11 protein-coding genes are annotated in these 14590 nt (G+C 64.9%); 4 read left to right on the forward strand and 7 right to left on the reverse strand.

The features are described from left to right. Positions 1-2: 2 nt before the first annotated feature. From M2396_RS14395 to M2396_RS14410, 4 genes are read right to left on the reverse strand one after another with little or no spacing between them, the layout of a single operon-like run. Positions 3-1451 (reverse strand): GspE/PulE family protein, encoded by a 1449-nt coding sequence (locus M2396_RS14395; RefSeq protein WP_259075840.1) that lies wholly within the window; start codon positions 1449-1451, stop codon positions 3-5. Beyond that, positions 1451-3403, reverse strand: a complete 1953-nt coding sequence (gspD, locus tag M2396_RS14400; protein ID WP_259075645.1) for a type II secretion system secretin GspD — start codon at positions 3401-3403, stop codon at positions 1451-1453. Before gspD ends, M2396_RS14395 begins: the two co-directional genes overlap by 1 nt. Positions 3404-3407: 4 nt before the next feature. Next, positions 3408-3833 carry a pilus assembly protein PilZ gene (locus M2396_RS14405; protein WP_259075647.1) on the reverse strand — a complete coding sequence of 142 codons (426 nt, stop codon included), beginning with the start codon at positions 3831-3833 and terminating at the stop codon, positions 3408-3410. Next, positions 3830-5470: a lipoprotein UxpA gene (locus M2396_RS14410; protein ID WP_259075649.1), complete on the reverse strand. Its 1641-nt coding sequence runs from the start codon at positions 5468-5470 to the stop codon at positions 3830-3832. The genes M2396_RS14405 and M2396_RS14410 overlap by 4 nt, the downstream gene beginning before the upstream one ends. A 224-nt stretch (positions 5471-5694) precedes the next feature. On the opposite strand from M2396_RS14410, the gene M2396_RS14415 reads away from it, so the two are divergent. Beyond that, positions 5695-7740, forward strand: coding sequence for a PhoX family phosphatase (locus M2396_RS14415; RefSeq protein WP_259075651.1), 2046 nt, complete (start codon positions 5695-5697; stop codon positions 7738-7740). 70 nt (positions 7741-7810) lie between these two features. Here M2396_RS14415 and gspK read toward each other — a convergent pair whose 3' ends face one another. Continuing rightward, a complete protein-coding gene (gene gspK / locus M2396_RS14420; RefSeq protein WP_101317041.1) occupies positions 7811-8773 on the reverse strand; it encodes a type II secretion system minor pseudopilin GspK in 963 nt (320 codons plus the stop codon). Positions 8774-8918: 145 nt separating this feature from the next. Between gspK and tatA the strand changes: the two genes are divergently transcribed. The 3 genes from tatA to tatC are packed head-to-tail and all read left to right on the forward strand — an operon-like array spanning position 8919 to position 10182. Further along, a complete protein-coding gene (tatA, locus tag M2396_RS24190; protein ID WP_101317039.1) occupies positions 8919-9152 on the forward strand; it encodes a twin-arginine translocase TatA/TatE family subunit in 234 nt (77 codons plus the stop codon). Continuing rightward, a complete protein-coding gene (tatB, locus tag M2396_RS14430) occupies positions 9152-9442 on the forward strand; it encodes a Sec-independent protein translocase protein TatB (protein WP_101317037.1) in 291 nt (96 codons plus the stop codon). The genes tatA and tatB overlap by 1 nt, the downstream gene beginning before the upstream one ends. Beyond that, positions 9439-10182 carry a twin-arginine translocase subunit TatC gene (gene tatC / locus M2396_RS14435; RefSeq protein WP_150571047.1) on the forward strand — a complete coding sequence of 248 codons (744 nt, stop codon included), beginning with the start codon at positions 9439-9441 and terminating at the stop codon, positions 10180-10182. The genes tatB and tatC overlap by 4 nt, the downstream gene beginning before the upstream one ends. Positions 10183-10272: 90 nt before the next feature. Here tatC and cutA read toward each other — a convergent pair whose 3' ends face one another. Next, a complete protein-coding gene (cutA, locus tag M2396_RS14440; protein ID WP_103436248.1) occupies positions 10273-10584 on the reverse strand; it encodes a YqfO family protein in 312 nt (103 codons plus the stop codon). Positions 10585-10587: 3 nt separating this feature from the next. Further along, entirely contained in the window at positions 10588-14487 is a 3900-nt protein-coding gene (gene purL, locus M2396_RS14445; protein WP_259075657.1) for a phosphoribosylformylglycinamidine synthase, read from the reverse strand. Positions 14488-14590 lie beyond the last annotated feature (103 nt).

Genomic DNA, 14590 nt, shown 5'->3' on the forward strand with positions numbered 1-14590 from the left:
GGTTAGCCCTGGACCACGCGCAACACTTCGGCAAGGCTGGTCTGGCCGCGCTGCAGGCAGTCACTGGCCATGCTCACCAGGCTGCGCCGACGGTCGCTCAGGTAGGCGTGCATGGCCACTTCGCTGGCGCCCTCGTACAGCAAGGCAATCAGCCCGGCATCCAGTTCAACGAATTCGTACAGGCCCATCCGCCCGGCATAGCCGCTGCCCTGGCAGGCTTCGCAGCCGACTGCGTGAAAGGTCTCGCGCAACGCACCCAGGTCGGGGAACAGTTGTTTTTCTGCGGCCTGCAGCGGCTGCGCGACAGCACAGCTGCACAGTTGCCGGACCAGCCGCTGGGCCAATACGCCACGCAGGCACGAGGCAATCAGAAACGGCTCGATGCCCATGTCGCGCAGACGGGTAACGGCGCCCACGGCGCTGTTGGTATGCAGGGTCGACAGCACCAGGTGGCCGGTGAGGCTGGCCTGCACGGCAATCTGTGCAGTCTCCTGGTCGCGGATTTCGCCGAGCATGATCACGTCCGGGTCCTGACGCAGAATCGCCCGCAGGCCGGCGGCAAAGGTCAGCCCGGCGCGTGGGTTGATCGCGGTCTGGCCAATGCCGGCGATGGCATATTCGACCGGGTCTTCCACGGTGAGGATGTTGCGGCTGCCGTCGTTGAGGCTGTTGAGGCTGGCGTACAGGGTGGTGGTCTTGCCCGAGCCGGTCGGGCCGGTACTGAGGACAATGCCATTGGGCCGCGCCAGGCAATTGCGCAAGCCCTGCAACACGGCGGTGGGCATGCCCAGGTTGTCCAGCGCCAGCAGACTGGCCTGCTTGTCGAGCACGCGCATCACCACCCGCTCACCGTGGATGCCAGGCAAGGTCGAGACCCGCACATCGATCTCGCGACCAGCTGCGCGCAGGGTGATCCGGCCGTCCTGTGGCTGGCGTTTTTCGGCGATATCGAGGCGGGCCATGACCTTGATCCGCGACACCAGCATCGCCGACAGTGCCCGCGGTGGGCGCAGCACTTCGCGCAGGTGGCCGTCGACGCGCAGGCGCACCACCAGGCTTTGCTCGAAGGTTTCGATGTGGATGTCCGATGCACGCAGGCGCATGGCCTGGCCGAACAGGCCGTTGATCAGGCGGATCACCGGCGCTTCGTCATCGCTTTCGAGCAGGTCTTCGATGCGTGGCATTTCGCTCATCAGGCTGTCGAGATCGACCTGCTCGCCGATGCCTTCGATCAACGCCTGGTTGGCCGCGCTGCCGGCTTGATAAAGCTGGCCGAGGCGTTGATCGAAGTCCGCCGCCGGCAGGTACTCGACCGCTGCCGGCTGGCCGTGCACGCGCAGCAGTTCCTGCAACTGCGCGCTGTCGGCGTCGGCCCGCAGCCACAGCTGCCAACCTTCGGCGAGTGGCGCCAGGGCCAGGCCGGACTGGCGCGCCAGGCGATAGGGCAGCATCACCAGTTACCGCCTTCGAGCCGCGCGCGGCTGGCCGGAAACACCTGCAACAACTGCGAGCCTTCGGCCAACGTTGGCAATTGCAGCGGCGTGCTCTGCTGCAGGCTGCGGTACTTGTCCTGGCTCAGACCGGCGAGGCTTGGCCCGTCACGCAGGATGCGCGGGCGGATGAACACCATCAGGTTCTGCTTGGTATTGCGGCTGGCATCGGAGCGGAACAAGCGGCCCAGCACCGGGACATCACCAAGCAGCGGCACACGCTGGTTGCTGGTGCTCAATTCATCGCTGATCAGGCCACCGAGAATCACCAGGCCGTTGTCCTCGACCATGACCTTGGTCTTGATCTCGCGCTTGTTGGTAATGACGTCACTGGCGCTGCTGCTGTCGGCAATCGACGAAACTTCCTGGACGATATCCAGGCGCACACTGTTGTCGACGTTGACCTGCGGTTTGATCCGCAGCTTGACCCCGACCTCCTTGCGCTCGATGGTCTGGTACGGGTTGGCGTTGTTCTGGGTTACCGAGCCGGTCACGAATGGCACCTCCTGACCGACCAGGATCGACGCCTCGGCGTTGTCCAGAGTCAGCAGGGTTGGCGTCGACAGCAGATTGAAGCCGCTCTTGCCCTTGAGTGCATTGACCAACATGGCGAAGTTGAAGCCGCCGCCGAAGTTGCCGATGCCGGCAGTCACCCCAGTGGTGGCCGACAGCAGCTTGCCCAGCGCACTGGTATCGCCCTCGGCGGCCGCGCCGGCAATACCAGCGATGTTCACTCCGTTGCTGCCGAAGTTGACCACGCCAGCGCCAAACTTCTCGTCAGCAAACAGCCACTGCACACCCAACTCCTGGGCTTGAATGTCCGAGACCTCGGCAATGATCGCCTCGACCACCACCTGCGCACGACGGATGTCCAGCTGCTCGACAATGTTGCGATAGGCCGCCAGCTCGCTGTCCGGGCCGACCATCACCACAGCGTTGGTGCCCTCCTCGTATTCCAGGCGAATACCGGAGTCACTGGCCATCGCCACCGGCTGATCCTTGCCCTCGCCCTGCCCTTCGGCCGGCACCGCGCCGGTCTGGCTCAGGCCGCGCAAGACCTTGACCACTTCGCTGGCATTGGCGTGGCGCAGGTAGATCACCTGGGTATTGCTGCTGTGCAGGTTGTCGCCGGGCCGATCCAGCTGCGCCAACAAGGCGCGCACGCGCTCACGGCTGTCGGCGCTGCCGCGCACCAGCAAGGCATTGCTGCGCGGGTCGGCCACCACCTGGGCACGGTCGGCGGCCTGTTCACTGGCCAGCAGCCGCGTGACCAACTGGGCGGTATCGGCAGCGCTGGCGTGCTGCAGTTTCATCACCTGCAGTGGCTCCTCGCTGACCTGGTCGAGCTCGCGCAGCAGGCTGTCGATGCGTTCGAGGTTGCTGCGCCAGTCGGTTACCACCAGCAGATTGGCCGCAGGGTACGGCGTGATCACGCCCACCCGGGGATCGATCAGCGGCTTGATGATGCCAAGTATCTGCTCGCTGCCCGCATTGCGCACATTGAACACGCGGGTGGCGACACCATCGCTGCCGGTATTCTTGCTGGCGGCGTTCTCGACCGGCACCGGCTCGAGCCGCGCGGCTTGATCGGGGACGATCTTGACGCTGCCATTGGGCAGGTCGACGGCGGCGTAACCCTGCGCACGCAGCTGGGCGAGGAAGATATCGTAGATGGCGTCAGCGTCATGCCGGTCGACGGTGCGCACGGTGACCTTGCCTTTGACCCGCGGGTCGACGATGAACGTAGTGCCGGTGATCCGCGACACGCTGTCGATGAACTCGACCAGGTCAGTGTCGACGAAATTCACTTCGTACATCGGCGTGCCGCCTTCGTCGAGCACTTCGGGCTCTTCAGCCCAGGCCAATGACAAGCTCAGGCTCAATGCAGCCGCTGCGCAGTATCTAGCAAACATCAACTCATCCTTGCCGCTTGAAGCCGGTCACGGCGGGCCGTGGCGGCCAGGGCAGGCGTTCGCGCCGCCCCTGGTTGTCGATAATCAGGCCTGCGCCATCGATGTCCTGCAGCACGATCCCCGGCGCCAGCCGCTGGCCGCGGCCCAAGGTGCGAATCTGCTCGCCGAAACGCAGCACCACCACCGTCGCCGACAGCGGCTGGGCACGCAGCCCGCCGAGGTACTGCAAGGGCAGCCGGGTCAGAGGGATCTCGCCGGTGTCGAGCGGGGCTTGCCAGTGCCCCGCCATCAGCCCTGGAATGGCCGCGTGTTCAGGCTGCGCCGTCGTGGCCGGCTGCGGCTGACGGCTAAGCTGCAGCACACATTGCGCCGCCAGCCAGCCGGCGAGGGTCAACAGCAAAAAGGCGCCGAGGCGACTGCTCCAGCTCACGTCTTAGCCTGCCGTGGGTGCCAGCCGGGATGCCCCTGTACATAGCGCACCTCAGGCAACTGCAGCGGTGCCAGGCGCCAGTCGCTGGGCTGACGACGCAACCAGGCTTCGAGGGTTTGCCACAGCGGCTCACCGGCATCGGCGGCGAACTGCAGGCCGAAGGTGCGGCACTGGCCCTGCACGGTCGCAAAGTCAGCGATACGCTTGCCTTGCGGGCTATAACTGACGCGCCAGGCCTGGTCTTGCCAGCGTGGTAGATCCTGGCTGTTGTCGAGCAGCAGCGGGTCGCCGAACAACTGCTCGGCGGCGTTTTCCAGCACCTGTTCAACCTGCCGTGCCGGCGCCTCGACCACGGGCGCTGGGTAGCCACCGGTAAGGCTTATCAGGTGCTCGCGGGTGATCATTTCACCGCCTGCCAACGGATAGTCGTAGCGCAGCCCCGGCAACAACACCGGCATGGCGCTGCTGTCAGACAACGCTTGCTGGAGCAAGGCATCCCAACTGCCGCCGCGCGTATCGCGCCGCCACAGGGCTTGCGGCGCTCGCGCCAACGGTAGATCGAGCCAAGCGGCATGGCCGGCACGCTGCGCCCGCACCACACTGCGCAGTTGTGCGGCGCGCGCCTGGGCAGCGGGCGTCAACTGCTGCTCGAAGGCGGGAAAGAAACGCGCCTGAAACTGCCATTGACCCGCCACCTGCTGGCAACGCAAACGGAACGCGCCGCTGCCACGGCAACCGGCGAACAGCACCGGCACCTGCCGGCCGCTGGCCTGGCTGGCCAGCACTGGCGCCGGCCACAAGTCCTGGCCACGGGCGCATAGCAGCACGTCGATTTCAGCCACGCGCTCGGCCAGCCACAGGCCCGGGCCGGTGCCGACATCGGCCAGCGCAATGACCAGATCAGCCTCGCGTCGCGCCTGCTGAAAGACCGCTTGCAGTGACTGATACCACTGCTTCAGAGAGGCTTTTTGATCCTGCGCATAAGGGTCGGTCACCCCCACCACAGCAATCCGCACACCTGCGCGCTGGAACACCCGCAGGCTGTCGATGCCGAGCGCCTTGCTCTGCTCGGCAGACAGGCCTGCACCCAGTGTCGCCGCGGTAGACTGCTGATAGAGCGCCGCACAGCGCTGTGGCCAGAGCACACGTTCATCGCTGCTGACGCGGACATCGCTGCCCAGTAGCTGGCTGCCCTGCACGCCGCTTTCGCCCTGGCTCAGATAAGCCAGGCCGCTGCCATTCCAGCCCTGACCGTTCTCCAGGGTCAGGCAGTTGTCTGCGCCGGCTTCGTTGCGCAGTTGCTCGAGCAACGCGGCCAGCACCGGGTACCCACCCAGCTGTGCGCGGCTGCTCTGGCTGGCATCCAGCAAAGGCGCAAGCTCCGGGGATGCGGCACTGGCGCTGGCGCCGGTCATCCACGGCGCGCGGCCGAGGTGGCTGACCGGCCCCAGGCGCGTCGCCGGCACCACCGCCTGGCCGGGTTGGCGGGCATCCAGGGTGTCGGCGAGATACAGCAGGTCCAGCGGCGCACCGCCGCCACGCTGGCCGGGCAGCGCCGAGCAGGCGCCAAGCAACGGCGTCAACGCCGCGACACCCATCCAGCTGATTACCTCGCGTCTGCCCACACTGCTAACCATCAGGCCCGCATCCTTTTCCGAGTTCACGTTGGGGTTCGGATATTGCGGCGCTCAGATGACAGTTTCATGGCAGATATCCGACAGTAATCGCCGACTGTTCTGTCAATACGCACTGGTAAGAACTGCTGGTTTTAAGCAGACCTTAATATTTCTGCCAAGGAATCATCACACTTGAGCACTACAGTCGCGGTTTCCTCCAACTCAGCCACTATAAGGACACCCTGATGAGTCGAGACACCGGCGACAACCTGGACCGCAACCAAAGCGGCAACCTGCCGATGGCCAGCGTCATGGACACTTACCTGAGCCGTCGCACCGTGATGCGCGGCAGCCTTGGCGCAGCCATCGCAATGATCGCCGGCACCGGTCTGACAGGCTGTTTCGACAGTGGTGGCGGTTCCGACAACGACTCGCCGTCTACCCCGGAGCCGGTCAAGCTCAGGCTCGGTTTCGACTCCATCGCAGGCTCGCGCACCGATGCCTGCGTCGTCGCTGCCGGTTACAGCGCCTACGTGCTGGCGCCCTGGGGCACTCCGCTGAACAGCAACGCCAATCCGTGGAAGTCCGATGGCAGCAACACCTCCACCGACCAGGCCAACGCGATGGGCATGCACCACGACGGCATGCACTTCTTCCCTATCAACGGCAGCTCGGATGACGGCCTGCTGGCGATCAACTTCGAGTACATCGATGCCGCCGCACTGCACCCGGCCGGCCCCACCACCGACGGCAGCGGCAAGCGCCCGGTGGAAGAAGCACGCAAGGAAATCAACGCCCACGGCGCCGGCGTGGTCCGCCTGAGCAAGGTCAGCGGGCGCTGGCAGGTGGTCGACAACGACCCGCTCAACCGCCGCTTCACCACGGTGTCGCTGATGGATATCGCCGGACCACTGCGCGGCAGCGACCATGTCAAGACCAAATTCTCCCCAGCCGGCACCCAGTGCCGCGGCACCAACAACAACTGCGGCAATGGCTACACGCCGTGGGGCACCTACCTGACCTGCGAAGAAAACTGGCCAGGCATCTTCGTCAACACTGCGACCCGCCCGGCGGATCAAGTGCGCATCGGCGTCAGCGCCACCCGTGGCCAGTACCGCTGGGAAACCTGTGCCGGTGATGCCAGCGAAGTGGACGATGAGTTCGGCCGTTTCAACATCACCCCAAGCGGCGCCAGCGCCACTGACGACTACCGCAACGAAGCCAGCACCTACGGCTACATCGTCGAGATCGACCCGTACAACGCCAGCACCCTGGCAGTGAAGCGCACCGCATTGGGCCGCTTCCGCCACGAGGGCTGCTGCCCGGGCCTGCCGGTCGCGGGCAAGCCGTTGGTCTGGTACACCGGCGACGACTCCAACAACGAATACCTGTACAAGTTCGTCTCCGACGCGGTCTGGGACCCGGCGGACGCCACCCCGGCCGACCGCCTGGCTACCGGTGCCAAGTACATGGACCAAGGCAAGCTGTACGTAGCTCGCTTCAATGCCGACGGCAGCGGCAACTGGCTGCTGCTCGACGTGGCCACCGCCACCACCGGCGGCAGCACCCTGGGCGCGCTGTTCGGTGACCTGCCGGGGATCATCATCAATACCCGCGGCGCCGCCGATGCCGTTGGTGCAACGCCGATGGACCGCCCCGAGTGGACCGCGGTACACCCGGTCAACGGTGACGTCTACCTGACCCTCACCAACAACAGCGCGCGCACTGCGGACAAGGTCGATGCTGCCAACCCACGCGGGCCGAACCGTCATGGCCACGTGATCCGCTGGCACGACAGCGACGACCAGTTGAGCTTCAACTGGGACATCTTCGTGTTTGGCGCCAACGCTGCCGGCACTGCCGATATCAACCGCTCCGGCTTGACCGAACTGAACCAGTTCGCCAGCCCCGATGGCATGAGCTTCGACAGCCGCGGCGTGCTCTGGATCGAAACCGACAACGGCGAGTCGACCCTCACCGACTACACCAACGACCAGCTGCTGGCGGTGATCCCGACCGATCTGGTCGATGCTGCCGGCAAGCAGGTCCCGGTGAACGCGCAGAACCAGTCGGCCCTGCGCCGTTTCTTCGTCGGCCCGAACGGCTGTGAAGTGACCGGGATTGCCTTTGCCCCAGACAACAAGTCGATGTTCGTCAACATCCAGCATCCGGGCAACTGGCCGTACAACGACGTCGCTACCGACGCCACTCCGGCAGGTGCCACGGTGCGCCCGCGAGCTTCGACGGTAGTCATTCAGCGTAATGATGGCGGCGAGATCGGCACTGCCTGATCAAACCTGATCAACGCCCCGGTTGCAGCGCCGCCCTGGCACTGCGACCGGGGCGTTCTCGATTGTGGGCTCACAACAACGGTTCGCGCGCCCTGACGCGCACCTGCTGCGCCGGCACCCGCGCATGCCACTGCACCACACCCAGAGCCTCGACCTGCAACTGACTGCGCAAGCTCAGCCCCTCTTCCTCGAACGACAGCTGCAACAGGTAATGGCCGCTGTTGAGCAGCAAGCCCTCACTCAAGCGCTCGAACGTTTCATCATCGACCGCACCCAGCGCCTGGCGCAGATCCGCTGCATCGGCATAACCGGTCGCAGGCCGGCCACTGACAATGCGGCTGAGCAGTGAACGCGGATACTTGCCTTCATACAACGCATCGAGCAGCTCCAGGTGTTCCAGGCCCAAGGCGTTGGCGTTCAAGCGCCAGCCACTGGTCTGCGCGATCGCACACAACATCGGATAGCGGCGCTGGCGGGTCGCGTCCGGCTCCAGCAGCAGGTTCAGCTCGCTGCTGTCGAGCATCGGCTGATTGGCCGCCAGCCGCGGTGGCTGCTGGCGCAGGTACTGGGCACTTTCGGCGCCTTGCAGGCGGGCATCGCTGTCACTGTCGAGCCAGTCCGCCAGGCCGTGCACCAGCCGTTCGGCCGCCATGTTGTCGCCCAGCAAGTAGCGCAGTTGGCGCTCGGCGCGCTCGGCGTCGTTGCCAAGCAGGGCATTGACGTTGAAGCAGGTGTGCTGATCGCGTACCCGCAACTGCGCCGTACCGCCGGCAAAATCGTAATTCAGTGGCTGCCCGCGCAGGGCCTGCCAGAACAGCGGGCTGAGCCGCCAAGCGGGATCGCGCAGGGCTTGTTTGGCATAGGCCAGACCGGCCTGTTGCATCGCCCGCGCCTGCACCCGCTGCTGCAGCAGGCGCACTTCATCGACCTGACGACGGCCACCTTCGACCAGCCAGGTCAAGCCCGCAGCCAGCATCGCCAGCGCCACCATGACCATCAACAGTGCCGCGCCCTGCTGTTGCTTACCGCCCATTGCCGCCTGCCTTTTCATCACCGAAAGCCGCCAGTCAACACCGTGCGTGTTGCAGGCAGATGGCAGCCGTTCCACCGTCATCCAGGCGTCATCTAGGACAGGCAGGATTGCTTCTCTTTTCATGGCCTTACAGGAGTGCGCTGACATGGGTGGTATTGGAATCTGGCAACTGGTGATCGTGCTGTTGATCGTGTTTCTGCTGTTTGGCACCAAGCGCCTCAAGGGCCTGGGCAGCGATGTCGGCGAGGCGATCCAGGGCTTTCGCAAATCCATGGGCGGCGATACCGATGCCAACAACGCTGCCAATGTTCAGGCCGAGCAGGCGCCAACGCTGAACGGGCAGAGCGTGCCGCAGGCGCACACGGACCGTCAGGCCTGATGTTCGAGATCGGCTTCACCGAGCTGATGCTGGTCGGCATCGTCGCCCTGCTGGTGCTCGGCCCCGAGCGCCTGCCGGTGGCGGCGCGCGCGGTCGGCCGCGTGCTGGGCCAGGCCCGTCGCGCGATGCACACGCTGCGCACCCAGGTCGAACGCGAGATCGACCTGCCGGCACTGGACAGCGCGCCGCTGCAACGCCTGGAACAGGACCTGCGCCAGGGTATCCGCCTCGACACGCAGCCGGCCAATGACGCCGCTGCGCCGGTCATCGCCAAGGAGAATGCATCATGAGCATTGCTGTGCCTGAGCAGCCTCGCATGCCGATCACCGAGCATCTGCGCGAACTGCGCAAACGCCTGCTGCGCGCCCTGCTGATGATCGGCCTGCTGTTCGCCGCGCTGTTCCCGTTTGCGCAGACGCTGTACACGCTGATTTCCGAGCCGCTGCGCCGGTACCTGCCGGAAGGCACCAGCATGATTGCCACCAGCGTCACCTCGCCGTTTCTGACGCCGTTCAAGCTGACCGCGATGTGCGCGTTGTTCGTGGCCATGCCGTTGCTGCTGCATCAGGCCTGGGGCTTCATAGCGCCCGGCATGTACCAGCGCGAGCGGCGCATCGCCCTGCCACTGCTGCTGTCGAGCATCGTCCTGTTCTACAGCGGCATGGCCTTCGCGTTCTTTCTGGTATTTCCGATGATGTTCGGCTTTTTCGCCAGCGTGACGCCTGATGGCGTGGCGATGATGACCGACATCAGCCTGTATCTGGATTTCATCATGGCGCTGTTCCTGGCGTTTGGCCTGGCGTTCGAGATCCCGGTGGCGACCTTCATCGTGGTCTGGGCCGGTTTGACCGATGTGGCGACGCTGCGCAAGAGTCGGCCCTACGTGATCGTCGGCTGCTTTGTGGTGGGGATGATCCTGACGCCGCCGGATGTGTTCTCACAGACGATGCTGGCGGTGCCGATGTGGGTCCTGTTTGAAGTCGGGCTGTTGGCCTGCACTTCGCTGCCCACGAGGCGCAGTGGCGACTGAGGCACGTGCAGCAGCGTGTCACTATAAATTGAAAAGCCCCGGCAGTGGCCTGCCGGGGCTTTTCGCGTGTAACGGTGCGACAACAACAGCTCAGAAGTCAGCCAACGGCCAAACCTCATAAGCAGGCGTTTCGTACGGGTGGCTGTGCTTCAAGGCAGTGACAACCTGCTGAATCAGCTCGTCGGCCACCACCAGCTCGACCTTCCACTCCTCGACCTGCTCGACCTCGCCAGCCTGCCCGAGAAACGGCTGGCTGCCGGCCATCGGCCGGAACTGGCCTTGGCCAAGGGTCTGCCAGGCGCAGTGCTCATAGCCACCGATACGGCCGCCACCGGCGGCAAACACGGCGGCCTTGACCACTTCGACATGGCTGGCCGGGACGAAGAAGGCGAGCTTGTACACCGCTTAGTTCACCCACACCCGCGCGTTGCGGAACATGCGCATCCACGCCGCATCTTCCTGCCAGTCGTCTGGACGCCACGAGTTCTGCACTGCGCGGAACACCCGCTCAGGGTGCGGCATCATGATCGTCACGCGGCCATCGCGGCTGGTGAGACCGGTGATACCACGCGGTGAGCCGTTCGGGTTGGCCGGGTAGGCTTCGGTGACCTTGCCGTGGTTGTCGACAAAGCGCAGCGCCACGCAGCCAGACTGGTCGGCTGCAAGCAGCGCGGCCGGGTCGGCGAACTCGGCGTGGCCTTCACCGTGGGCGATGGCGATCGGCATATGCGAACCGGCCATGCCCTGCAGGAAGATCGAGTTGGACTTCTGCACCTCGACCATCGCCACACGGGCTTCGAACTGCTCGGAGCGGTTACGCACGAAGTGCGGCCACAGCTCGCTGCCCGGGATCAGCTCGTGCAGGTTGGACATCATCTGGCAACCGTTGCACACACCCAGGGTGAAGCTGTCGTCACGCTCGAAGAATGCCTGGAAGGCATCCCGCGCGCGGCTGTTGAACAGCGCCGACTTGGCCCAGCCCTCACCGGCACCGAGCACGTCACCGTAAGAGAAGCCGCCGCAGGCAACCAGGCCTTTGAACGCTTCCAGGTCAACACGACCGGCGAGGATATCGCTCATGTGCACGTCGACGGCGTTGAAGCCGGCACGGTCGAACGCCGCAGCCATCTCGACCTGGCCGTTGACGCCCTGCTCACGCAGGACTGCCACTTGCGGGCGGATGCCTTTTTTGATGTACGGCGCCGCGATGTCATGGTTGACGTCGAAACCAAGCTTGACGCTCAGGCCTGGGTTGTCTTCAACCAGCAGGCCGGCGTATTCCTGATCAGCGCAGTCGACGTTGTCACGCAGGCGCTGGATCTGATAGCTGGTCTTGGCCCACTCGCGCTGCAGCTGGCCGCGATCACCGGTGAATACCGCTTCGCCGGCGAGCTTGATCAGCACTTCGCTGTTGTTGATCGGCTGACCGATCACGGCCACGCAATCCTCGCCCAGGCCAGCAGCGCTGAACTGCGCGAGCACGTCCGGGGTGGCATCCTGGCGAACCTGGATGACCGCGCCGAGCTCTTCGTTGAAGAGAATCGCCGCGACTTTTTCGCGCTTGCTGGTCAGGGTGTCGAGTTCAAGGTCCAGACCGCAATGGCCGGCGAAGGCCATTTCCAGCACGGTGGTCAGCAGGCCGCCGTCGGAACGGTCGTGGTAGGCCAGCAGGTGACCATCGGCGTTGAGGCCCTGGATCACGGCGAAGAAGGCCTTGAGGTCTTCAGCGTCGTCGACGTCCGGCGCTTGCGCAGCCAGCTTGCCGTGGGTCTGCGCCAGGATCGACGCGCCCATGCGGTTTTTGCCGCGGCCCAGGTCGATCAGGATCAGGTCGGTTTCGCCCTTGTCCATGCGCAGTTGCGGGGTCAGGGTCTGGCGTACGTCGACCACCGGGGCGAAGCCGCTGATGATCAGCGACATCGGCGAAGTCACGCTTTTTTGCGCGCCCTGCTCGCTCCACTGGGTCTTCATCGACATGGAGTCCTTGCCCACTGGAATGGTCAGACCCAGCTCAGGGCAAAGTTCCATGCCTACGGCTCGGACGGCGTCGAACAGGCGGGCATCTTCACCCGGGTGGCCGGCTGCCGACATCCAGTTGGCCGAGAGTTTGATGTCGGACAGCTTGTCGATACGCGCAGCAGCCAGGTTGGTCAGCGCCTCACCGACCGCCATGCGGCCGGAGGCCGGGGCATCCAGCAGGGCCAGCGGGGTACGCTCACCCATCGCCATGGCTTCGCCGGTGTAGACGTCGAAGCTGGTCGCGGTCACGGCGCAATCCGCTACCGGAACCTGCCATGGGCCGACCATCTGGTCGCGTGCAACCAGGCCGGTGATGGTGCGGTCGCCGATGGTGATCAGGAAGCTCTTGCTGGCCACCGCCGGGTGGTGCAGCACGCGCTCGACCGAGTCGGCCAGGTCCAGCGTGCTTGGGTCGAACTCATCGCCAAGCTCTTCTTCGCGAGTGACCGAACGGTGCATGCGCGGCGGCTTGCCGAGCAGGACGTCGAGCGGCATGTCGACCGGGGTGTTGCCGAAGTGGCTGTCGGTAACGGTCAGGTGCGGTTCGGCAGTGGCTTCGCCGACCACCGCAAACGGGCAGCGCTCACGTTCGCAGATGGCTTTGAAACGCTCGAAGTTGGCCGCATCGACCGCCATCACGTAACGCTCTTGCGATTCGTTGCTCCAGATTTCGTGCGGGGCCATGCCCGGCTCGTCGTTGGGCACGTTGCGCAGTTCGAAGCGGCCACCACGACCACCGTCGTTGACCAGTTCCGGGAAGGCGTTGGAAATGCCGCCCGCGCCGACGTCATGGATGAAGGCGATCGGGTTGTCGTCGCCCAGCTGCCAGCAGCGGTCGATGACTTCCTGGCAGCGGCGCTCCATTTCCGGGTTTTCCCGTTGAACGGAAGCGAAATCGAGGTCAGCCGAGCTGGCGCCGGTGGCAACCGACGACGCCGCGCCGCCACCCAGGCCGATCAGCATGGCTGGGCCGCCGAGCACGATCAGCTTGGCGCCAACGGTGATCTCGGCCTTTTGCACGTGATCTTCACGGATGTTGCCCAGGCCGCCGGCCAGCATGATCGGCTTGTGGTAGCCGCGCACTTCTTCGCCGTGCGGGGTCTGGATCGACTGCTCGAAGGTACGGAAATAGCCGGTCAGGGCCGGACGGCCGAATTCGTTGTTGAACGCGGCGCCGCCGAGCGGGCCTTCGACCATGATGTCGAGGGCGTTGACGATGCGCTCTGGCTTGCCGTATGGCTTCTCCCACGGCTGTTCGAAGCCTGGGATCCGCAGGTTGGACACGGTAAAGCCGGTCAGGCCAGCCTTGGGCTTGGCGCCGCGACCGGTCGCGCCTTCGTCACGGATCTCGCCACCAGAACCGGTGGAAGCGCCGGAGAATGGCGAAATGGCGGTCGGGTGGTTGTGCGTCTCGACCTTCATGAGGATGTGCACCGGCTCCTGCACCGCGCCGTACTGGCGGGTTTCAGGGTTCGGGAAGAAGCGCCCGGCCACGCTGCCGACGATCACCGAGGCGTTGTCCTTGTAAGCCGACAACACGCCTTCGCTGTGCATCTGGTAGGTGTTCTTGATCATGCCGAACAGGCTCTTGTCCTGCGCCTGGCCGTCGATGTCCCAGGTGGCATTGAAGATCTTGTGTCGGCAATGCTCGGAGTTGGCCTGGGCGAACATCATCAGTTCGATGTCGTTCGGGTTACGCTTGAGGCCCTGGAAGGCGTTGACCAGGTAATCGATCTCGTCTTCGGCCAGGGCCAGACCGAGGTCGATGTTGGCCTGCGCCAGAGCTGTACGGCCACCGCCGAGCACGTCGACCGAGGTCATCGGCTTGGGCTGGGCATGGCTGAACAGATCGCCTGCCTGCTCCAGTTGGGTCAGCACGCGCTGGGTCATGCGGTCATGCAGCGCGGCGGCAACTTCTTGCGCGTCGGCCTCACTGAGGTCGCCGGCCACATAGAAGGCAATGCCGCGCTCCAGGCGCTGAATGCTCTGCAGGCCGCAGTTGTGGGCGATGTCGCTGGCCTTGCTGGCCCAGGGCGAAATCGTGCCCAGGCGCGGAACTACCAGGAACAGGCGGCCAGTCGGCTCTTGTACCGGCACGCTCGGCCCGTACTTGAGCAGACGGGCCAACACTTGCTGCTGGTCGGCGGTCAATTCACCATCGACGTCGGCGAAGTGGGCGAATTCGGCATACAAGCCGGTAACAGCGGGGACTTTCTGGCTCAGTTGCTCGAGTAGCTTACCGTGGCGAAAGGCAGAAAGGGCAGGAGCGCCGCGCAGGATCAACATCGTCGGGACAGCCTCAGGAAGGGGTGTGCTTAGAGGCCGTGCATTCTAGCGTAATTCGCGCGATTGGGCACCCGCTGCAAGGCAATGCTGCCGGGCGGCTGAA

This window comes from Pseudomonas sp. BIGb0278, from assembly GCF_024809895.1.
GTDB classification, from domain to species: Bacteria; Pseudomonadota; Gammaproteobacteria; order Pseudomonadales; family Pseudomonadaceae; genus Aquipseudomonas; species Aquipseudomonas shirazensis.